The sequence below is a fragment of the Synechococcus sp. N26 genome (assembly GCF_900473975.1).
Lineage (GTDB): Bacteria > Cyanobacteriota > Cyanobacteriia > PCC-6307 > Cyanobiaceae > Parasynechococcus.
On record NZ_UCNM01000010.1, the window covers coordinates 444285 to 463229 of the forward strand.

Here is an 18945-nt window from a genome sequence, read left to right on the forward strand (position 1 = left end):
TAGGCAGTCCGTATCAGTCAAAACCATCGCCGGGATCTACCGAAATTTTTGGCGGATCAGCACATCTTCAGAAATTTCCAGACAAGCCTACTGAATGGCCTCATCATTGAGCCCTCAGCTGGCCGCACACAAGATGTGGTGCTGAGCAGCACGGGGAGAGCGACCCTGGGGCTGGCAGACGAGTTTCCCCGTTGAGAGCGATCAATGGGGGAACCTCTCTGTGTCTTAAAGCTGTAGACATTCAGTGCATCCGGCACAAATCAGTGTGACGTAGCGAACGTGTTTATGCGGATACCGCATCGCTCGGGGAGCACTCGCTTCTCCTCGCGGTTCCGTGGCTCCACATCGTTAAGTCGCAGCTTGGTTGAAGGTCAGCCATCGCGGCAGAGGGAGCTGCTCGGAAACGCAGATCACACCGCTCGCATCATTCGATTTCATGAGACCTTGACGAGGAAATCATGAAAGAAAAATAATTACCTATTTGCGATATTTAAAGCTTTGAGGTGCAGCAAACAAGCAAGTGCTTAAGTCGTCCCGTTATTTCATGGAGGACAGTATGCACAGTCAGAAGAACTCCCCGGCCTGCTTTTTGCGCTGGTCTGTGAGCAAAGTTGCTGACAGGCTCTATGCGGTTGCGGCAACGGTTGATGGAAAGGAATACGACTTTGTCGGCAATTTTAAAAGCGTTCGAGAAGCGCAACAAGCGGGCCGCCGCTATGCCGAAGACCTGGTTCACAACTCGATGGCTGGCGGTCGCTTGTCGCTGAAACAACAGCCTCTAGCCGCCTGATCAGCTTCATCGGCTCATGACTTAAACACATGCAGGGTTCCCCTGGAGAGTGCGCCTCCAGGGGTTTTTCAGCCTGAATCCATGGAACACTTGGGCACCGCTTGAGATCCAATGGCCAGCTTCGACAATTCCACACCGTTCATGTTGTTGGCGCGAATCCACGTCAAACCCGGTTGTGTTGACCAGTACCTGGAACTGGCTCGCGTCACCGACAAAGCCGTTCAGGCATCTGAGCCAGGCATGATTCACCACACCTTTGATCAAGACCCGGACGATCCCCAAGCATTTGTGTGGTCGGAGGTCTACGCCAACGACGAGGCATTCAGCGCCCATGTCTCCAACCCTCCCGTTCAGGAGTATCTGCAGAAGCATGCGGAGCTTGGCGATGGCTTCAGCGTTGAGGTGTACGGAACGGTGGGCGATGACTGCCGACAGCTGATGCAGTCGTTTGGACTTCCACTCAAGATCTTTGAAACAAAGCTTGGATACAGCAGGGTCTGAACAAGCTGGCGGAAAGAATCCTTAGAGTTTTTGCAGTCATACCTATGGGTTGCTGTTCAGTTCATCCTTGAGTTCGTCAAGACGCGTCTTGAGTTGCTGGGCGCGACGGGTTGTGGGTTTGTCGTCATGGCCCTTCAGCGCCGATTTGATCACGGCGATTTCCTTCTCAAGCTTTCGTCTCCTCGTGAAGGAAAGCGCTTCCTGAGCAAGACCGATCAGAAAATCGCCTCGCGGGGCATAACAAGGAGCATCTTCAGCTGACTCGTTGTGTGCGGGTGCATCCTCAGGATCAATCATGATCCAGGGATTTCTCGGCCACATCGGCCGCCACGAGAAACACATAGGAGAGAGCATTCATATGACTAGCCAGATCTTTGATCGATTCAACGATCTCCTTTCGCGACAAACCACTCTCCCGCTGAAGTCGAATGATCTCGTGCGTCAGTCGGGTCACATGGTCGCGACCATAGTTGTAAGCAGTACCAAAACAATCCTCACTCTCCTCATCAGTCCTGCAAGCTGAGGCAAAGTCTGAGGCAATTTTCTGAGAAAAATCTTCAACCTGACGGCAGGGCATCGCTTTCTGGGTTTGCCGGAATGTATGCGAGAAAAGAATGAAGACCCAATAACTTTTTGAGCCAATGCGTTGAACTTCGAATCCTTGCTTATCAAGCAACAAAAAAACTTCATATTTTTTCTTGGAGAAACAAAAAATTGTTCAACATCTTTCCCCAAGGCCTTGATCGATGCATCAACCCATGCAAAGGTTCCCTGCCTTGGTTGGACCGTGGTCGCAAGCCAAGGCCACCAGAAGCTTCTCTCAAGCCTCGTTTCGACTGAGACAAGCTTCTTTTCCTCGAGGACAACAACAACTCATTCATCCATAGACCGTCGGACTCGCGAGCGTCGTTTGGGCCTGACCAGCGTCCTGCTCGATATAGCTCACCGTTCAAGCTGCGAATTCGCCATCGTGCTGCCGGGGCGACGCCTCGGCAGCAGATGCTTTGCAGAGCTGTCTTCTGTTTGTCGTCGCCCCACTCACTTGCCCCGTTACCGCGCCACCCACGAACCAGCGGAACAGCCAGGCGGAGAAGGCTGGCTGGTGAGCGCCGAGCAGCAGAAGGTGGTGCAGTTCAAGCCGGATGCATCCACCGTTCATGCTCAGTGGGTGGCGGTGCGCACCTACAGCTGGATCCCGCCCAGCCCGCCGGTTCCCCAGACCCGGCGACGGATGCTGCGGCACAACGCCATCGAAGCCTGGAACACGATGCTCAAAACGGGCTGGCGGCGCTGTTCACCACCGGTGCGCTGATGGCATTAAAAACCGATCCCCCCCCGGGACCGGCATGACGCAATCAAAGAAAAAATTGGCTTGGTCTTAGCCCTTTCCGTTGGACTCCTCAGTTGTGGCTCAGGTGTACGAGGGAAACCATGAGCGCCATGGCGCATTGACGAAAGGGCGATCAGGCGTGGAGAAAGAAGATTCAATCAATCTCCACCCATCCCGACGTTGGGATCGAGGCCGACATCATTGATACAGGCTTGTTTGTCCACTTGGCACAACAGCTGCATCAGGTTCTTTCGATCAAGAGCTGACAACTCACCGTTGATTTCCCACTTCAGACAGGTTCTGCGCTGGCAGCTGCCGGTATGACCCTTGAGAACCTCAAACATGACAGCCTCCTTTGGGCTGATGATTTGATCCCTACGACGGATTGATAGAGCTATTCCAGAGCAGCAATACCTAACTTTTCTTGGCACTCGCCAGAGCCCTCCTGACTTGAGCTGATGAATCTCGGTGACGAGTGCTGGACCCCTGCGGTCTCCCTCGCCAACGTTGTTGAAGTTGCGATCAACCGATGACCAACGAATCCGGCACCTGGGCCAACAATCAGCCCCCAGCAGCAGCCGAAAAACTCTGGAGAGGCCTGGCTCTGGTGGGAGCTTTCCACATCGGAGGAATGCTGATCAACGTCATCTTCCAGATGATGGGCAACAACAGCCTGGATGGAATTCCCGCCAAATTCCTCGGCCTTTGAGCCCATCTTCCACAACAAAACGGTTATGAGCCCCTGCAGCAGGCAGGGGTTTTTTATTGGATATCTGGGACGCGCCAAGCGACTCAGAGCCAGGGCAATCAAAGCGAGACCCAGCCATCTCGGACTGAGCACAATTACCCATTGTTAAGGGAGATTGCGCAGCATTAAGTTCTCTTCGCATGCACGAGTCGTTCCCGAGGAGTGGGCTCTTCGGGAACCTTTTTTTGAGTATGTTCCAATCAGGTGTGTGATGTATCCCGTAGGTGGGCCTGCGGATACATCTCCTCCTAAAGAACGGCCGCTTCTCGCTAACAGCCGAGAGAAGAGGAGCAGGCGAGGGAACCTGCTCCCTATTCCCTCCAGAAGCGTTTGCAGTGGTGCTCGCGCCGGCACGATCATCGGCCATGCGGGAATGATTCTCATTGAGCTGAAATGCCTATTCCACCTCCTGAGAATTCCCTGAGAAACGCTCCAATCGCACCTCGAACGGCCCTCCACTGATCCACTCTTGGAGTGAAGGCTGTGGTGCCTTCAATGCGTCAAGCAGGAGCAGGCTGAGGGGCCGGCTCTTTTTTTTGATCAGAAGGACAGCAGTAGGCCTCACGAGCCACAAGACTGAAACCAGCCGATCCAACGCCGTGCTCCGCAAGCTCAAAGCGTTGCTGCTGGCGCTGAGCCTTTGGAGCACCCTCCCAGCATCGGCAGCCCCGATCAGCAGGGACGATCCGGAATCCACAGACACCGGCCACAAGGGCATCTCCACCGCCCGCGGATCCGCCGTGGTTGTCACCGCCAATCCTCTCGCCAGCACTGCGGCGCTAGCTGCGTTGAAGAACGGCGGCAGCGCCATCGATGCTCTGGTCACAGCCCAGGCGGTGCTGGCGGTGGTGGAACCCCAGAGCTCCGGCCTGGCGGGTGGTGGTTTTCTGCTGCACTGGGATGCCACGCAACGCCAGCTTGCAGTGCTCGATGGCCGTGAAGTGGCCCCCGAACGCAGCCGCCCCGGCGATCTGCTTGATGCCGCGGGGGATCCCCTGCCCTGGCGTCAGGCCACCAGCCAAGCCAACGCCATCGGCATTCCCGGCACCGTGGCCCTGCTCTGGAAGGCCCATCAAAACCACGGCCAGCTGCCCTGGGCACAAAGCCTGCAACCGGCGATCCGCCTGGCCAGCGCTGGCTTTCTGCCGAGCCCGCGACTGTTGCGCTCCATTCGCTTGGCCCAGCGTTTCGGCGTGGCCCACAGCCCTGCATTTCAAGCGCTTTACCTGCCCGGCGGCCAGCCACCAGCAGCGGATCATCCCTTCCGCAACCCAGCCCTGGCACGCACCCTGAAACTGCTGGCCAGGAAAGGGGGACCAGCCTTTTATCAAGGGCCTCTGGCGGAGCAGATCCTGAGCGGGGTCAACGCCCTGCAGGCCAGCGAGCCGAACTTCCGCGGCTGGAGTTCCGCTGATCTAAGCAGCTATGCCGTGGTCCGGCGAACTCCCCTCTGCAGCCAGCAGCTGCAGCACCGGATCTGCACGGTGCCGCCCCCCAGCAGCGGTGGCTTGGCGCTGCTGCAAACCCTGGCGCTGTTGAACCAAACCACCAACCTGGCCAGCTCCAGTGCAGCTGAGCCGCAGGTGTGGCGGCAGCTGGCCTTCGCCCAGGCCTGGGCCGATGCCGACCGGCTCTACTGGGTGCACGACCCCATCGATGGAGCAGTGCCCAGCGCAGCCCTGCTGGATCCGGCCTACGTCGCCTACCGGGCCAGAACCATGCAGAGCACCAACGGCGCAAGGCCAACACCGGGGCTACCCCCAGGCATCGATCGCTTTCCCTACGGCAGGCCAGATCAGGGCATCGAACAGGGCACCAGCCAGATCACGATCGTGGATGCCAGCGGCAACATTGCCTCCTACACCTCCTCGGTGGAGACGATTTTCGGGAGTCGGCACCTTGTGGGAGGCATGGTGATGAACAATCAGCTCACCGATTTCGCCTTCAAGCCCAGCATTGGCGGCAAACCGGTCGCCAACCGCCGGCTGCCCGGACGGCGACCGATGTCGTCAATGGCGCCGACGCTGGTGTTCCGCAACGGCGAGCCGGTGCTGGCCCTAGGCAGCCCCGGCGGCCGCAGCATTCCCCATCTGCTCAGCCGGGTGCTGTTGGCGTCCTTGGGCTGGAACGAACCGCCGGCGCGGGCGGTGGGCCTGCCCCATCTCTCGCGCCGGGGCACAACGCTGGTGCTGGAAAGCGATCCACCGCTGCCCTGGCCGTTTCCGCTGCAGCAGCTCAAAAGCGAAGCAAGCCCGCGGCGTCAGAGCATCGGCAGCGGCACCGCTCTGATTCAAAAAATCGGTGCTGGCTGGCAGGGGGCCGCTGATCCGCGCCGCGAAGGCACGGCCCTGGCCCTGCCCTGAGCCAGCCAGCCGGCGATCAACCCTTGGAGCGCAGGTGCGTGAAGCTGGGCACGCCATTGCCCCAGGAACGGGTGATGGCCAGGATCAACGCCCCGATCAGGGCCAGGTTCATCGCAAAGCCGCTGTCCACCGGGAAGGTGTGGAAAATCAGCGTGGTGGGCACCAGGAACAGCAGCAGCAACGAGGCCCCCAGCACCGTGTTGCTGCCGAACACCAGCAGGATCGATCCGGCAATCAGCACCACGATCGCCGCCACCAACAACACAGAAGCCAGCGGTTCGGGGATGCCCTTGGCGGCGATGAAGCCTGCGGTTTCAGCGAAGTTGGTGAACTTGGCTGGCAGGGCATTCACAAACACAGCCGCCATCAGCACCCGGCCGAGGAAATCGAACAGCTTCGAAGCAGTCATGGGGATCAGAAGCCCTTGGGGCAAAGGAGTCGTGATCAGCACACTAGAGAGCAACTGTTCACCAAGAACAGTCATGAAAAACCCCTGAGTAGCGAGCCTCAGGGGTTGGTCCCCTCATGAACATCCGTCCGACATCAGCGTCGCTTGGGAGGCTGATGAGCGGGGAACGGAGAACCGACCGCAACGGTTCGGATCACCCATGCGCCGATTGATGCAAACAACGAATTGTCCCCAGATGGGGGATAGATCAGCGCGTTCAGAAGCAGTAAGACAGTTCCATTCGAGGCAAAGCCATGAAGCTCGACCTTGCTCAAGCACAACCCATGGGAAGCCTCATTGTTGAGGGAACCCACCGGCCATTCCACGCCCTTGCCTGCGCCCTGCGGCCAGCAACCGTGCGCATCGGACGAAAGGTCTCAGCGCGATGACAACTGCATCACAACGTTTTCTGGTTCGATACAAGAAAAACGACGGAAGCCAACACACGCTGCAACTCCAAGCGGCCAATCGCCGGGAAGCACGCATCGTCGCCATGGAAACCGATGCCTACGTACGCCGTTATCCAACCAGTGTGGATTCGATTCTTCAGGCCGCCTAACTCCACCTGAGTGTTGATGCTGGAGATCAAACCATTCTCGCCAACCGATCTCGACGTCGTCACAGGGATGGCCCGTGAACAGGATTTCGCTCCAGGAGTGGGCGACATCGAGATCTACGCCAACACCGACCGTCAGGGGATCTGGCTGGCCTGGCAAGACGACGTGCCAGTGGGCTGCATCGCCGCCGTCACATACAGCTCCAGCTACGCCTTCATCGGCCTGTTTGTGGTGAAGCCAGAGCATCGGGGTCAGGGGATCGGCCGTCGCCTCTGGCAACACGCCTTGAAAAACCTCAGCAGCGTGGAGTGCATCGGCCTGGAGGCGGCAGTCCAGATGGTGGGCTTCTACGAGAAAGCCGGATTTCAAAAGGACTGCGTGACCACACGCCGGCAGATGCTCTGCCGCAGCGATCAATCACAACACCCGCACACCACCCTGCTCCAGCGCAGCGAGATCACTGTTGTGCCACTGCGAGAGATCTCTCTCGAGGCGATTCAGCGCTACGACGAACGCCACGAAATCAGCCCACGGCCCCATTTCCTTGAACTGTGGTTACGCCACAGGGCAGGAGACGTGTTTGTGGCAAGGGATTCCCAGGGGGCATGCCACGGCTATGTGCGGATTCGGCCTTGCCTGCTCCCCATCGGTGAAGGTTGGCGGGTGGGGCCTTGGCTGGCGGAAGATCCCGTCATGGCATCGCTGTTGCTGAACAACGCCATGGACCGCCACAAGGGAATCGTTCTGATCGACACCCCGGGGCATAACCCGGCTGCAAAAACGATCACAACAGCGAAGGGCTTCAAACCCATGGGCTCGACCGTGCGCATGTACAAAGGCCCAATGCCGGAGGGCCACGACCGCAACGTTTATGGTCTGGCCTGCCTCGAACTCGGTTGAATCTGCGGGTCAAGCAGCCACTCTCTGAATTCCTGGGTCAACGCATAGCTGTCTTCATAGCGTTGTTCTTGATCAAGGGCTGCAATCCTCTGCATCACCTCGCTCACAACTTGAGCCCTTATGGCATCAGCTTCGAATGACATCATTCCTCCTTAGGCATCAGTTACTGACGAAAACTCGGCCTGAATCATCAACATCAACCGCTCAGGAGATTTGTATTGCCTTGGCAAGGAGCGATGCAACAGGCGCAAACGATCCCAGCAAAGTGTTCGCTCAAGTTCAGCACTTATTTTTCCCTGCTTGATCAACATCTTCAAAGCCTTGCAGTACAGCGGATATTTGGCTTCGAGCTCTCCGATACTGAGGTTGGATGTGCTCATGGAACCTTCACGCTGCCAGGCAGAACTTTGCAATAAATGAGGCCGTTTTATCGCCTCCCAAATGGGGACAATCGTTCTGTCCCCGGATGGGGGTAGCTCAATAATCCAAACAGCGCATTAGATGGATTGGATCGCAATATTGAGCGTGGAATCAATCGAAACCCACATCGTTAAAGACCGTGAGGAACTGGCCAAGGCTCAAGCCAGCGGTGATGAGGCAAAGGCGCGTCACTACGCCACCGAGCTTGAGGGACTCGAGGCGTATCGCAGCAACCATCCCGAGGAGCACAAGGACCCCACCTCCCTCGAGGTGCATTGCGACCTGAACCCCGAAGCTCCGGAATGCCGCGTCTATGACGACTGACGAAGGTCGAAACCATATGGGCCGATTGGCCCGCAAGGATGGATCAAAGATGCAGGCAAGCGCATGGATCTGACCCCATACCTGCAAAGCGAGCCCAAGTCTCCCGACGAAGAGCCCCTGCTTTCCGTTGCCATCAGCGGAAGCATTGCCTTGGCAATGAAGGGACGATTTTTCCTGCGCTGCTTCTGCGAAAGTTTTAGCGAAAGATCTCGTATCGGCTGTGCCGTTACGGATGAAGAGTCCTGCCTGAGTTATCTCAAAAAGGATTCCTTTGAGCTACTTCTCTGCACGGATCTACTTGAAAAAGGCAATGGCTTTGAGTTGGCGCGCAAAGCCCAAGAGCTTCAATCCGGCCTGAAGGTCGTGGTGCTGGCTTTAAGCGATGCCATTCCGGTGGAGTACGACAACGCACCCTGGCTGGAGGCCGTGGTTGCTGAAGCCGACATCATCGAAGACCGCAAACCTCTTGAAGCAGCTGTGCTGGCGGTGATGGGACATCATTCCTATCGCAGCCCATCACTGCGCTCCGACGAACTTCCCTATCTCAGCTGCCCGCGACTGACACCTCGCGAATACGAAGTTCTCGACCGCCTTGCCCGCGGAATGTCCGACCGTGAAATTGCGGAAGATCTCATCGTCACCGAAGAGACCGCACGCACTTACACCAAGCGGCTATTGCGGACCCTTGAAGTGAACAACCGGGTTCAGGCGGTGTTGAAGGGAATGCGGTGCGGCATGGTTCAGATCTGAACCAGTAAATCACCCCAAATGGGGGTAGAGATCAACTCCTCAGCCAGGCATCAATGGATGGCGATAAGTGATGTCGAAAAGTGATGGCAACAATAACCTTCACCCATGAACCATCCCTCGCTGAACTGCGAGAGACGGAAGCGGTGTACACCCGTGCCATGGAATATCTGGTGGCAGATGGCGTGAGAGAAGGCGAAGCCAGCAAGAGTGTCTGCTGGCGACGCCTGAACCGACTGCATCAGGCCCTTCCAGACCGTTACGGCAATCCGCGCGCACTCTTCCTTTCACTTCAGGCGCACCAGCGAAGCCAGAAGGCGGCTTAGTTGTCTTCACTGAATCAGCCCATGGACAGTGAATATCAGCCGTTCAGTCGGGTGGAACGGTTACTGGAAGCTCACCCCTGGTTGCTCGAGGCCCAGGCCTGGAAACTGCTCAGCATTAAATACCTGCTGATGGGCCCAGAGCTCACCATCCACAATCCCGATCACCTCGAACTGATCATGCAGGAGTGGGCCGATCATCTGGTGGAGATGGATGACGAAGCACTTCAGCAAATGTGTGCCTGGATCGATCGAAGCCGTCTGGAGGGTGAGTGGGGCAAGCCCTGACTCTCACCAAAGCAGCACGCGATAAGCATCACTCCACCAGGAATTCGCTGCGTAAGGCCCGCGCATCCTGAATCCGCTGCCCCTCCGCGAGCTGGCGGAGGCGGGTGTTCAACCAGGCGCGCAGTCGGGTAGACGACACCGACTTGTTGAGCAGACCGTCCGAAGGCTCAGGCGTGCCGAAGGGAATCGTCATCAGCCACGCGCGGTGGTTCAGGCTAATCAGATCGCAGCCACGCCAGCCCCACTTTCAGCCGGTTCTGCCCTGAAAGGCAATGCGTGTTCGTGCTGATTGCCAGGGCCTGGCCCAGCCCCAAGACTGTGTGCATCGAGATCGGAGGCGTCCATGCGAGACGACGGTCCAACCGAGCAGACGTCAGAAGCAAGCTGACTTTCAGGCCCCTGCTCCAACAGTTTTCACACCTCTTGTTGGGTGCGCCCTTCGACAGGCCTTGTGCGAAAGGCCAGGCCGATCGGCACTCCATCTGCACCGTGCCAGGTGCCCTAAGGAGCTCCCATCACCCGACCCCTTGGAACATGGCCCCAGGCGCCATAAGCCAGACGCTTCGACCTTCCTTCAGCCACATCTGATGGATTGCGTCATGCACAAACGAGCGAGTTAGGCCGCCTGTTCAACGGAACGGGACGGCCACACCAACCCTGAACACCACCGTTCAGACACAGACCCCCGGCCCCTCCGTCACAGGGACCGGGGGTCTGCTGCTGATTCAGGCCTTGCGCTTTTGATCGGCCTGCCGCAGTTGCTCCCGCAGGATGATCGGATCGTCACAGTGGGATCTGCGGTAGAGCGCTTTGATCTTGCGTGACTCCTCATCGAGCAACTCCAGCTCAACTGCATCTGCCATTCCCACAGTGAAATCTTCGATCTGGCGGTCTTCAAACTGATTCTCAAGAGCCATCAACTCCTTCAACGAATCACTCATATACAGACAACTCGACGCCATCAATTTGAGGTTTTCCCTGATCTTGATGTCGGCCTGCTCGCGAACATCCCGCGCCTTTTCCAGCGTGGCAATCAGATCACCACTAGCCGCCTCCTCAATCGTTGCCGCAGACACCGTTGAGGTTGTTGCACAACCGAGCACCAGCACCAGCAACAACGCCAGAACGGATTGCAGAACCTTCATCGGACCCCCATAAGACAGGTCACGTTAAGGGGAGTCATCAGACGACGTCCCCTCAGATGAGGGAGACATCGTTTTGGATCACCACTCCACAACCCCTCAAGTGGGTGATGTGTGGACCTCAGGTTTTGCCGATGCTGATGGAACACGAGGCGAGGAGCACCGAAAACCATGACCAACACAACAGCCAAAGCTCAATTGCTCGATCTGCTGATCGAACTGCTGAAAGGATGCAAAGGGCTTTATGCCCATCGGCAGAACCTGATGCAACGGGTGATGCGCATGCCCGATCTGGAAGTACGCAATCACCTCGATCGGCTCAAGGCCAGCCATTTCCCAGGCACCTGAACCATCAAGAACCAAAGGGCTTAATTCTTAAGGAATGCTGAGAGACGCAAAGAAAGCCAAACCCGTATCGATTGTCGCAGACCAGTCCAATCATGGATCCGTAGGACGGCTGCAGTTTCAAGCGTGATCCCATGGCCGAGACCCTGCATCTGCCCTACTCCGTTCAAGGCAATGGAACCGTGGAATCGATCGGCAATCACCTGTATCGGGTCTGCGGACCAGCCGGATGCACCGTTGTGATGGGGCTCAGCAACGCCCTTTATCTGAGTCGCAACGTGCCAGAGGTGGAACACAACCACCACTCACATCGATGACAAAAAATCGCTCCAGCCATGGAGCGATTCATCAAGCCGAAGCAATCCCCATCACCCGGCTCACAGCACCAGATCTTGATGCGTTGGGTCGATAATACTCATCCAGCCCCAGATCTAGGGGGAGCACGATTACTTATGCAGAGCTCCTTGATCACACATCAACGCTGCATGTGGTGGCCTTGCTCGATATAGTGAGAGACCCCATCACCCGGCCCGCCTCTTCGGCGGGCTTTTTTGTGGCAACACCCCAGATGTAGCGCCAGGAGCAACACTTTGTATGGGAGGTCACAAAAAAGGGAGGGTTCCCTAATCCCTCCCCTGTTCGACGCAGTTTCCCCCTGTTCTGAGCTGGGGGTTACCTGTTCATTGTGTATCCCAACGAACTAAATGGCATCGGTGATTGCACCTAGCGAACGGTCGCATCAGCGTTCAAGCAGACCAGCATCGATCTTGGCGTCGGGATTGAGCTTGATCAGCATCCACAGCAACATCGCCGAGCAATCGCGATCACTCACGCCGTAGTCATATTTCCAATCAGCCACCATCCCTTTGAGCTCATGCTGAGCCTGGGTGATGAACTCATCGTTCCATTCCTGCACCAATCGATTCAGTCCTCTTCGAGATCCTCTTCCGTGACATAGAAGGGTTCATCAGAGCCGGGCTGATCGTTCTCCAACACGAGCACCTTGAGCGAATCATCGCTCTCAAACACGAAGAGGCCGTCCTCATCGGGATGCACACCCTTCATCTCAGGGTGGTGGTTGACGAGACGCTTGAGGCGGCGCTGCTCCTTCCAGAACTTGGTCCCTTTTTCAACCAGATAAACCGTCAGAGCCAAGTTCACCAGCACGAGGGCGAGGAACTCCAAGGCCTGCATAGATCAAAACCGGGTTTTGACGACCCTAGCGACAGAAGCAGGGAGCGCCATAGCAAGCGATACCAAGCGACCAAAGGCACGGAGAGGAGGGGACAAGGCGGCCGCGACAACTCATAATGAGAATGATTCTCGGACGTCGAGGAGGTTGCAATGGGCCAGGTGTGCCTGATTTCAGGCCCCCCGGGATGCGGGAAAACAACCTGGGCGCTGCAGAGGCTCCAGCAGCATCAAGGACCCTGCGCCTACCTGCGGCTGGAGGGAGAGAAGGCAGCGGGGCTTGAACAGGGGCAAGACAGCGGAATCGACCTGACCTGGCTCAAGGACCAGGTGCCCAGGCTTGAGGAACCGGCAACAGCCAACGCGACGGACCTGAAACAAGACAACGATGGGCTGACCCTGATCGAAGTGCAGCAGTTCCATCCCCCCAACCAGGAGGGCATTGAGGGGCTCGGAGACGACGTTCGCTCCAAGCTGGAGGCCTTGCAGCTGCACCCCGACCAACTCCTGCACTTCGGGCGAGACCCTGAATTGCCTGCAAAGGACACCTTGGAGTTCAGCAAGCTCGAGGCCTGGCACACCTCTCTTTCGGGTTGTGTCTGGGATCCCAACAGCCTGAGCAGCTTCTGGTTTGAACTCGTGAACGGTGCCTACGGCGATGTGTACCGCGCGAAAGGCCTAATGAATCTTCCTGACGGGCGGGCATTTTTCTGCAATTGGATGGTGAGCCAGGAGTCATCCCAGTTCCTGCCCCTGGACGCCACGGCACCGCCGCAGGGTCGCCCCAGTCGAACCTCAGAGCTCGTTGTTCAGGGCAAGGCACTCAACCCCGAAGGCATTCAATCCACCATCAACGACTGTCTGCTCGCGGATGACGTGCTCGCCATGCAGCAACAACAGCTCCAACAACAACCCACATCGCAAGGCTGATTGACATGAACCACGCCGTCATCTCTTGTTTGCACGCCAACCTTGCCGCCGTGGAGGCGGTGCTCGACGACATCGACTCCCAGGGCATCGAAACCATCACCTGCCTTGGCGACCTTGTGGGCTACGGACCCCAGCCCAATGGAGTGGTGGAACTGGTGCGTCAGCGCAAGATTCCCAGCTGCCAGGGGTGCTGGGACGAGGACATCATTGACGGTTTGAATGCCTGTGAATGCAGCTATCCCTCCCAGCTGGCGGAACGACGAGGCCATCGCGCCCATCACTGGACAGCCGATCTGCTGACGGAGGAGAACAAGGCCTTTCTGGCTGAACTTCCGATGACACTGCGGCGCGACAAGCTGCTGTTTGTGCATGGCAGTCCGAACAGTCAGCACGAATATCTGTTGCCCGACATGAATGCTTTTGCTGCCCTTGAACGGGTGGAAACAGCAGGAGCGGAAACCTTGTTCTGCGGCCACACCCACCAGCCCTATGTGCGCGAACTACGGCAGGGGTCCATTCGGGTAAAGGTGCAACAACGCGATCAAGGCGCACCAACAGAACAGGAGCTGGAACTGCCGATGCGGCGGATCGTTAACGCTGGTTCTGTGGGGGAACCACGTCATGGCAGCACCAAGGCCACCTATGTGATCCATAACGACAACACCGGAGAAGTGACGATTCGCGAGGTCGACTACGACGTCGCCAAAACCTGTCGAGCGATCGTTGATGCGGGCTTACCTGAGGTGTTTGCCTGGAGGCTCAGCCACGGCTTCGAATATGCCGAGCGGGCTGAAGACGCCAGCCACGTGTGTGAGCGCTGATGGAACGCTGGGGCCTGGTGAGTGGTCTCCAAGGAGACCTGGATCTGTACGAACAGATTCAGAGGGAGTTGAAGCAACAACGGGGTGTTGCCAATCTCTTTGTTCTCGGTGATCTGATCGGATCACAACGCAAGTGCAATGCACTGCTCGAGCGGCTAAGGCAGCCAAAGCGCGCTGATCTTCAGCCCGACTGCATCTATGGCTGGTGGGAAGAACAGCTTCTGGCGGAGTGTGGCTACCGCGGCGAACGCAAGGCTGAAGGCCTCAGAGCCGAGCAGGGCGAGGCGGCGGTCGGAGAACTTCTCGCTTCGGTGGACGCTGACCATCTCAACTGGCTGGCATCGCTGCAGTTCGGCTTCATCGAACTCGACTGCGCTCTGATTCATGGCAGCTCCGCTGACGTCGGCGACCGGCTAACGGAAGACACTTCAGCCCTGGTGCTGCTGGACCGGCTGACGCGGCTGGATGTGAACCGGCTGTTTACGGCGCGCTGTCAGCGTCAGTTCCGACTGGAGCTTTCTGGAGGATCCATCCAATCCCACGTCAAAGACCATGCCGGTGAACAGCAGAGCGAACAGGCTGTGCCCAAACGAAGCGTGATCGGCATTGGCGGAGGGAGGCATTACACCCTCTATGACCCCGCCACAGATGACATCGAATTTCGAATTGCGGGAGAACCTTCCAACTCTTCGGGGAGGGGCTTTGGCTGAATGCCACGTCTCGAGATGTTGTGTCGCAGCAACTGCTGAGTGAGTTGCTCGCCTGATCACAAGAACGTCGTTTCACAACCTTTGATCCCAAAGATCACCTCTGTTTTCGGACCCAATGACCACTGAACCCGCCACCGCCAACGTTCCCGTCACCATTCTCAGCGGCTTCCTCGGAGCGGGGAAAACCACGCTGCTGAATCACATCCTGAGCAATCAGCAGGGGGTGAAGACCGCGGTGCTGGTGAATGAGTTCGGTGAAATCGGGATCGACAACGATCTGGTGGTCACCACCGGTGAAGACATGGTGGAGCTGAGCAACGGTTGCATCTGCTGCTCGATCAACGGCGAGCTGATGGAGGCGGTGGAACGGGTGATTGAACGCCCAGAACCGCTTGATTACATCGTCGTCGAAACCACCGGTCTGGCCGATCCCCTACCGGTGGCCATGACCTTCCTTGGCAGTGAGCTGCGGGACCAAACCCGCCTGGATTCGATCATCACCTTGATCGATGCAGAAAACTTCGACGACGTCGTTCTGGACACGGAAGTTGGCCGGGCCCAGGTGATTTATGGCGACATCCTGCTGCTGAACAAGTGCGACCTCGTCTCAGAGGAGCGGCTTGAGGCTGTCGAGCAGCAACTCAGAGCCGTCAAGAACGATGCGCGGATCCTGCGGTCGGTGAAAGGAGATGTGCCTCTGCCCCTGCTGCTCAGCGTTGGACTGTTCGAATCCGACAAGGTGAGTTCCCCTGCCGACGATCCGAGCCTGGATCACAGCGACTGCGACCACGACCATGGACACGATCACAGCCATGGGCATAACCACAGCCATGGGGACGGTCATGACCATGGCCACCATCACCACAGCCATGAGCACGGTGACCATCAGGACATCGAGGGCTTCACCTCCCTGTCGTTCCAGAGTGATGGGCCCTTTGCATTGCGCAAGTTCCAGAACTTCCTCGACAACCAGATGCCCCAGGAGGTGTTTCGGGCCAAAGGAGTCTTGTGGTTCAACGAAAGCGAACGCCGCCATGTGTTCCATTTGGCGGGCAAACGCTTTTCCATCGACGACACCGACTGGACCGGTGATCGCAAGAATCAATTGGTGCTGATCGGCCGCGACATCGACCACACCACCCTGCGGAAGCAACTCCAGGCCTGTGTGGCTGATTGAGTCAAAGGAACCCGCAACCCCTCCAAAACTCGCGTTGTGGTGGTTCCGTCTTGGCGCTGGTTCTCGTAGCTCCCGTGACAACGGAATCGCCTTTGCTCAGCACCCAGAGCGGTCATTTTTCAGTAATGAAATCGAGGTCGCGATGCGCGCTGATCAAAACCTCCGCGTTCTTCTGCTGTAACGCCAGATCAGCAACGTTGCTCAAGGCCAATCAACGCGCAAGGCTGTCAATACTTTGAAACCACTCACAAGCGACGCATGGACGACCACAACCAACAAAAGCTCACGGCTCGCGAGATGGTGCGAGCCCACGCCTACCCCGTACTGGCTGCCGTCAGCAGCCTCAGCCTGCTCAGCATCGCAATTCTGCTGATCCCGCAAGCAGTCAAAACCCATCGCTACAACCGCTGCATTGATGCACAGATCTCCATGCGGGCCAGCATCAATCCCAAGGGAGGCACAGATCCCGGCAAAATGAATTACCTCAAAGCCGTTAAACACTGCGAAGGCTTCTGAACCGATGCGCGCCATCCAACCGTTAACGGCACTCAACTTCTGCGTTTTGGCCCTGGTGGTGAACCAAGCACCAGGGATGGCCCACGGCAAGGGGATCTACGACACCGAAGCCGAAGCCCAGCAACGGGCCGCTGAGATCGGTTGCACCACCGTTCACGAGAACAACGGCCGCTGGATGCCTTGCGCTGATGAACGGGAACTCCACCAACAGCTGCGCAAGCAATGAAAGCCTCCAAAACAACCAGCCGGCAGGCGCGGCGCGTCCATCGCTGGCTTGTGCCGATCGCCGCAGCACCACTGCTGATCACCGCAGGAACCGGCTCCCTCTACAGCCTGCTGCTGGAGCAGAACATCGATGCCTTCTGGCTGCTCAAACTGCACACAGGACAGTTCGGCTGGCTCAACCTTCAGCCCGTGTACCCAGTCCTGCTGGGAACGCTCACCATCGTTGTGACCGTGTCTGGGCTGACGATGCTGCTCAGGCCAGCCCGCACGACAGGGGGTTAATCACCCCAATGGCCTCACTCCGCGCAAGTGCAGCCGCAGGAGCCACTGCCATGGCAGGGCTCGTGGTTGGAATGACCGGTAGCACAGGCTTCTGAACAGAAACTCTGGCCATCACGAACAACAGCCTGGGACGCCTGCACCTCACAGGTGCAACGCGGGCAGGCACAGGGCGTAGCGGGAGCCATCACAACCAATCAACTCACTGTTGTATAGGCCGAAAAAAATCCCTCCAGAACAAACACACCATTTCCACACACAATTTACGCAGATAAATTGATAATGATTCTCACGTCACACAGCGACCCACAAGCAAAGAGCCGCTTCCAATAACAATAATAAAAGAAGAAGGAAAACAAGAGAAAGTCCAACAATCACAGCGCAATAGGCCAAATAGCACAAGCGGAAGCAATTAAATTCGCCACGAATCAATCAGGAAGCAGAAAAATAACGAGAGAAACGCCCAAAACACATGAACAAAAATGATCAGCTGAGAAGCAAAACGATGCGAGAAGTCATTGCATGGTGCTACCGACGCGCATCTCACCTTTCACTCACAGGCAACGACAAGGAGGCACAGGCCTTGACAGAGGAGCACATGGAATCGCTTCAGAACGCTAAGCCCGAAAAAATGCTATGGATCGGGAATTAACAGACACAGGCTCTTTTTCGCGGTGGCGCAATGTGCCATATCTCACTTCGAAGAAAGCAAATATCACAAGAGCAGACAAAATCAAAAATCCACATCGTGCTATAAAAGACATCGAATACGCACGAATCCTTGTGTTGACAGTTCATAGAAAGCAAAAAGATTTCAGCAAGAATATTAATCACAACCTGGTGTAGCAAAAATAACAAGTCAATACATCAATGAATACTGAGCAACACTATCGAGACAGGAGAGGAAAGCCAATATCCCTGAATTCATCAGAAACAGCCCACCTAGAACGACCTCACGCCGGAGAAGAAATAATAATAACAGTAAAGAGCGGAATTATAAGGATTGCAGCTAAACAATCCAAAAACATAGAAGACATAACTTTAGCTTTTGCATGCAAAGTAGATACATTCAAATTCCACTATCCAGAAGACCTTGAAATCACGATAGAAGCCGAAACAAACACGACTTATTTCGTGGAATGTCAAAAGGAAACAGAATCCAACACCAGTGACGCCATTATGGACTGGATCATTCAACTCCATATCGTGAGACATGAGGCAAATCTGGAAAGACGACTGATGAAATTTTTTGAATTACTGATGACAAGGTTGGGGAAGAGAACCGCGGAAGGCCTACTACTGGAACACACCTTGTCTCATGCACGCATTGCTGAAATCATTGGATCCACGAGATCTACCGTATCAAGGACGATTAGCGCCCTCAGGAAGACCCAAAAAATCTATATTGATGAATTAAAAAAACAGATCATTTTACCTGTGGATTAATCAACGCCCACAACGACAAGATCCACCCTTCCACTTGGAGCACTTGGATTTCTTGCAACCCTTTTTCTTGCTAACTGCGAGACGGTTTTCGGAGGACTCGGCCAAGTGCATAGCCAATCAATCCAACAACAATACCGCTTACCCTGAGGTTAGAACCAGCCTGCAGGAGTAAAAAAAGACACAAGCCAACAACTCATCTGACCAGAGAGAATCCACCTTTCCATAAATATTAGAGTGCCTAAGAGAATCCAAGAAAAAGCAAAGGCCCGAATCGAAGGAACTCGTGAATGTATAGAAAGCTACTTTGGAATGAAATAAACGAGTAGCAAGCAACACAGCGAAAAAGCAAAATGGAGCAGCCCTATGGGCTTTCCTGTGTGAGGAATCAAATGAAGCTTTTCCAGCAACTGCTGGTGGCTCCTGC

At 56.3% G+C, this 18945-nt stretch carries 31 protein-coding genes; 21 read left to right on the plus strand and 10 right to left on the minus strand.

Annotated elements, in window-relative coordinates; all coding sequences use genetic code 11:
* Positions 1–520 precede the first annotated feature (520 nt).
* Together DXY33_RS10250 and DXY33_RS10255 are read left to right on the plus strand one after the other, a co-directional pair.
* The gene (locus DXY33_RS10250) at positions 521–790 is read left to right on the plus strand and encodes a hypothetical protein (protein WP_244276015.1); all 270 of its coding nucleotides are present in this window, start codon (positions 521–523) and stop codon (positions 788–790) included.
* A gap of 111 nt (positions 791–901) precedes the next feature.
* Entirely contained in the window at positions 902–1291 is a 390-nt protein-coding gene (locus tag DXY33_RS10255) for a putative quinol monooxygenase (protein ID WP_115132768.1), read from the plus strand.
* Positions 1292–1333: 42 nt separating this feature from the next.
* Here the strand turns inward: DXY33_RS10255 and DXY33_RS10260 are convergent, their stop codons facing one another.
* Both DXY33_RS10260 and DXY33_RS10265 read right to left on the minus strand, forming a co-directional pair.
* Positions 1334–1588: a hypothetical protein gene (locus tag DXY33_RS10260; RefSeq protein ID WP_115132769.1), complete on the minus strand. Its 255-nt coding sequence runs from the start codon at positions 1586–1588 to the stop codon at positions 1334–1336.
* Positions 1581–1967, minus strand: a complete 387-nt coding sequence (locus DXY33_RS10265; protein ID WP_244276017.1) for a hypothetical protein — start codon at positions 1965–1967, stop codon at positions 1581–1583. Before DXY33_RS10265 ends, DXY33_RS10260 begins: the two co-directional genes overlap by 8 nt.
* A gap of 366 nt (positions 1968–2333) precedes the next feature.
* On the opposite strand from DXY33_RS10265, the gene DXY33_RS10270 reads away from it, so the two are divergent.
* On the plus strand, positions 2334–2603 hold the full coding sequence (locus DXY33_RS10270; protein ID WP_115132771.1) for a DUF1651 domain-containing protein: 270 nt from the start codon (positions 2334–2336) through the stop codon (positions 2601–2603).
* A gap of 176 nt (positions 2604–2779) precedes the next feature.
* On the opposite strand, the gene DXY33_RS10275 is transcribed toward DXY33_RS10270, so the two are convergent.
* On the minus strand, positions 2780–2965 hold the full coding sequence (locus DXY33_RS10275) for a hypothetical protein (protein WP_115132772.1): 186 nt from the start codon (positions 2963–2965) through the stop codon (positions 2780–2782).
* A gap of 185 nt (positions 2966–3150) precedes the next feature.
* Here DXY33_RS10275 and DXY33_RS10280 point away from each other — a divergent pair, with 185 nt between their 5' ends.
* Both DXY33_RS10280 and DXY33_RS10285 read left to right on the plus strand, forming a co-directional pair.
* Positions 3151–3330 (plus strand): hypothetical protein, encoded by a 180-nt coding sequence (locus DXY33_RS10280; RefSeq protein ID WP_115132773.1) that lies wholly within the window; start codon positions 3151–3153, stop codon positions 3328–3330.
* A 638-nt stretch (positions 3331–3968) separates the two neighbouring features.
* Positions 3969–5732: a gamma-glutamyltransferase family protein gene (locus tag DXY33_RS10285; protein WP_244276019.1), complete on the plus strand. Its 1764-nt coding sequence runs from the start codon at positions 3969–3971 to the stop codon at positions 5730–5732.
* A 16-nt stretch (positions 5733–5748) separates the two neighbouring features.
* Here the strand turns inward: DXY33_RS10285 and DXY33_RS10290 are convergent, their stop codons facing one another.
* Positions 5749–6141, minus strand: a complete 393-nt coding sequence (locus DXY33_RS10290) for a DoxX family protein (protein WP_115132833.1) — start codon at positions 6139–6141, stop codon at positions 5749–5751.
* 424 nt (positions 6142–6565) lie between these two features.
* Here DXY33_RS10290 and DXY33_RS12515 point away from each other — a divergent pair, with 424 nt between their 5' ends.
* Positions 6566–6739, plus strand: a complete 174-nt coding sequence (locus tag DXY33_RS12515) for a hypothetical protein (RefSeq protein ID WP_170951028.1) — start codon at positions 6566–6568, stop codon at positions 6737–6739.
* Positions 6740–6755: 16 nt separating this feature from the next.
* Positions 6756–7637, plus strand: coding sequence for a GNAT family N-acetyltransferase (locus tag DXY33_RS10295; protein ID WP_115132834.1), 882 nt, complete (start codon positions 6756–6758; stop codon positions 7635–7637).
* A gap of 152 nt (positions 7638–7789) precedes the next feature.
* Here the strand turns inward: DXY33_RS10295 and DXY33_RS10300 are convergent, their stop codons facing one another.
* Positions 7790–8017: a DUF3136 domain-containing protein gene (locus DXY33_RS10300; RefSeq protein WP_115132835.1), complete on the minus strand. Its 228-nt coding sequence runs from the start codon at positions 8015–8017 to the stop codon at positions 7790–7792.
* Positions 8018–8162: 145 nt separating this feature from the next.
* Between DXY33_RS10300 and DXY33_RS10305 the strand changes: the two genes are divergently transcribed.
* The 4 genes from DXY33_RS10305 to DXY33_RS10320 all read left to right on the plus strand — a co-directional run bounded on the left by DXY33_RS10305 (position 8163) and on the right by DXY33_RS10320 (position 9739).
* Complete coding sequence (locus tag DXY33_RS10305; protein WP_115132775.1) at positions 8163–8381, plus strand: CP12 domain-containing protein; 219 nt, start codon at positions 8163–8165, stop codon at positions 8379–8381.
* Positions 8382–8444: 63 nt separating this feature from the next.
* Complete coding sequence (locus tag DXY33_RS10310) at positions 8445–9131, plus strand: response regulator transcription factor (RefSeq protein WP_115132776.1); 687 nt, start codon at positions 8445–8447, stop codon at positions 9129–9131.
* Positions 9132–9214: 83 nt separating this feature from the next.
* Complete coding sequence (locus tag DXY33_RS10315; protein WP_115132777.1) at positions 9215–9454, plus strand: DUF3136 domain-containing protein; 240 nt, start codon at positions 9215–9217, stop codon at positions 9452–9454.
* 21 nt (positions 9455–9475) lie between these two features.
* The gene (locus DXY33_RS10320; RefSeq protein ID WP_136975455.1) at positions 9476–9739 is read left to right on the plus strand and encodes a hypothetical protein; all 264 of its coding nucleotides are present in this window, start codon (positions 9476–9478) and stop codon (positions 9737–9739) included.
* A gap of 28 nt (positions 9740–9767) precedes the next feature.
* Here the strand turns inward: DXY33_RS10320 and DXY33_RS12520 are convergent, their stop codons facing one another.
* Together DXY33_RS12520 and DXY33_RS10325 are read right to left on the minus strand one after the other, a co-directional pair.
* Positions 9768–9932 carry a hypothetical protein gene (locus tag DXY33_RS12520; RefSeq protein ID WP_170951029.1) on the minus strand — a complete coding sequence of 55 codons (165 nt, stop codon included), beginning with the start codon at positions 9930–9932 and terminating at the stop codon, positions 9768–9770.
* A gap of 532 nt (positions 9933–10464) precedes the next feature.
* Complete coding sequence (locus tag DXY33_RS10325; RefSeq protein WP_115009208.1) at positions 10465–10884, minus strand: hypothetical protein; 420 nt, start codon at positions 10882–10884, stop codon at positions 10465–10467.
* A gap of 168 nt (positions 10885–11052) precedes the next feature.
* On the opposite strand from DXY33_RS10325, the gene DXY33_RS12525 reads away from it, so the two are divergent.
* Complete coding sequence (locus DXY33_RS12525) at positions 11053–11229, plus strand: hypothetical protein (RefSeq protein ID WP_170951030.1); 177 nt, start codon at positions 11053–11055, stop codon at positions 11227–11229.
* Positions 11230–11360: 131 nt separating this feature from the next.
* The gene (locus DXY33_RS10330) at positions 11361–11543 is read left to right on the plus strand and encodes a hypothetical protein (protein ID WP_115132779.1); all 183 of its coding nucleotides are present in this window, start codon (positions 11361–11363) and stop codon (positions 11541–11543) included.
* A gap of 422 nt (positions 11544–11965) precedes the next feature.
* On the opposite strand, the gene DXY33_RS10335 is transcribed toward DXY33_RS10330, so the two are convergent.
* Positions 11966–12142, minus strand: coding sequence for a hypothetical protein (locus tag DXY33_RS10335; RefSeq protein ID WP_244276021.1), 177 nt, complete (start codon positions 12140–12142; stop codon positions 11966–11968).
* Positions 12143–12150: 8 nt separating this feature from the next.
* Positions 12151–12420, minus strand: a complete 270-nt coding sequence (locus DXY33_RS10340; RefSeq protein WP_115132781.1) for a hypothetical protein — start codon at positions 12418–12420, stop codon at positions 12151–12153.
* Positions 12421–12570: 150 nt separating this feature from the next.
* Here DXY33_RS10340 and DXY33_RS10345 point away from each other — a divergent pair, with 150 nt between their 5' ends.
* The 7 genes from DXY33_RS10345 to DXY33_RS10375 all read left to right on the plus strand — a co-directional run bounded on the left by DXY33_RS10345 (position 12571) and on the right by DXY33_RS10375 (position 17078).
* Positions 12571–13347 carry a GTP-binding protein gene (locus DXY33_RS10345; protein WP_115132782.1) on the plus strand — a complete coding sequence of 259 codons (777 nt, stop codon included), beginning with the start codon at positions 12571–12573 and terminating at the stop codon, positions 13345–13347.
* A 5-nt stretch (positions 13348–13352) separates the two neighbouring features.
* Positions 13353–14168, plus strand: a complete 816-nt coding sequence (locus DXY33_RS10350) for a metallophosphoesterase (RefSeq protein ID WP_115132783.1) — start codon at positions 13353–13355, stop codon at positions 14166–14168.
* Positions 14168–14878: a phosphoesterase gene (locus DXY33_RS10355; RefSeq protein WP_115132784.1), complete on the plus strand. Its 711-nt coding sequence runs from the start codon at positions 14168–14170 to the stop codon at positions 14876–14878. Before DXY33_RS10350 ends, DXY33_RS10355 begins: the two co-directional genes overlap by 1 nt.
* 115 nt (positions 14879–14993) lie before the next feature.
* On the plus strand, positions 14994–16055 hold the full coding sequence (locus DXY33_RS10360; RefSeq protein ID WP_115132785.1) for a GTP-binding protein: 1062 nt from the start codon (positions 14994–14996) through the stop codon (positions 16053–16055).
* Positions 16056–16313: 258 nt separating this feature from the next.
* Complete coding sequence (locus DXY33_RS10365) at positions 16314–16571, plus strand: hypothetical protein (RefSeq protein WP_115132786.1); 258 nt, start codon at positions 16314–16316, stop codon at positions 16569–16571.
* A gap of 4 nt (positions 16572–16575) precedes the next feature.
* Entirely contained in the window at positions 16576–16797 is a 222-nt protein-coding gene (locus DXY33_RS10370; RefSeq protein WP_115132787.1) for a DUF3721 domain-containing protein, read from the plus strand.
* Positions 16794–17078 carry a hypothetical protein gene (locus DXY33_RS10375; RefSeq protein WP_115132788.1) on the plus strand — a complete coding sequence of 95 codons (285 nt, stop codon included), beginning with the start codon at positions 16794–16796 and terminating at the stop codon, positions 17076–17078. The genes DXY33_RS10370 and DXY33_RS10375 overlap by 4 nt, the downstream gene beginning before the upstream one ends.
* Before the next feature lie 14 nt (positions 17079–17092).
* On the opposite strand, the gene DXY33_RS10380 is transcribed toward DXY33_RS10375, so the two are convergent.
* The gene (locus DXY33_RS10380) at positions 17093–17263 is read right to left on the minus strand and encodes a conjugal transfer protein TrbI (protein ID WP_115132789.1); all 171 of its coding nucleotides are present in this window, start codon (positions 17261–17263) and stop codon (positions 17093–17095) included.
* Positions 17264–17945: 682 nt separating this feature from the next.
* On the opposite strand from DXY33_RS10380, the gene DXY33_RS10390 reads away from it, so the two are divergent.
* Complete coding sequence (locus tag DXY33_RS10390; protein ID WP_115132791.1) at positions 17946–18521, plus strand: helix-turn-helix domain-containing protein; 576 nt, start codon at positions 17946–17948, stop codon at positions 18519–18521.
* Positions 18522–18945: the final 424 nt, after the last annotated feature.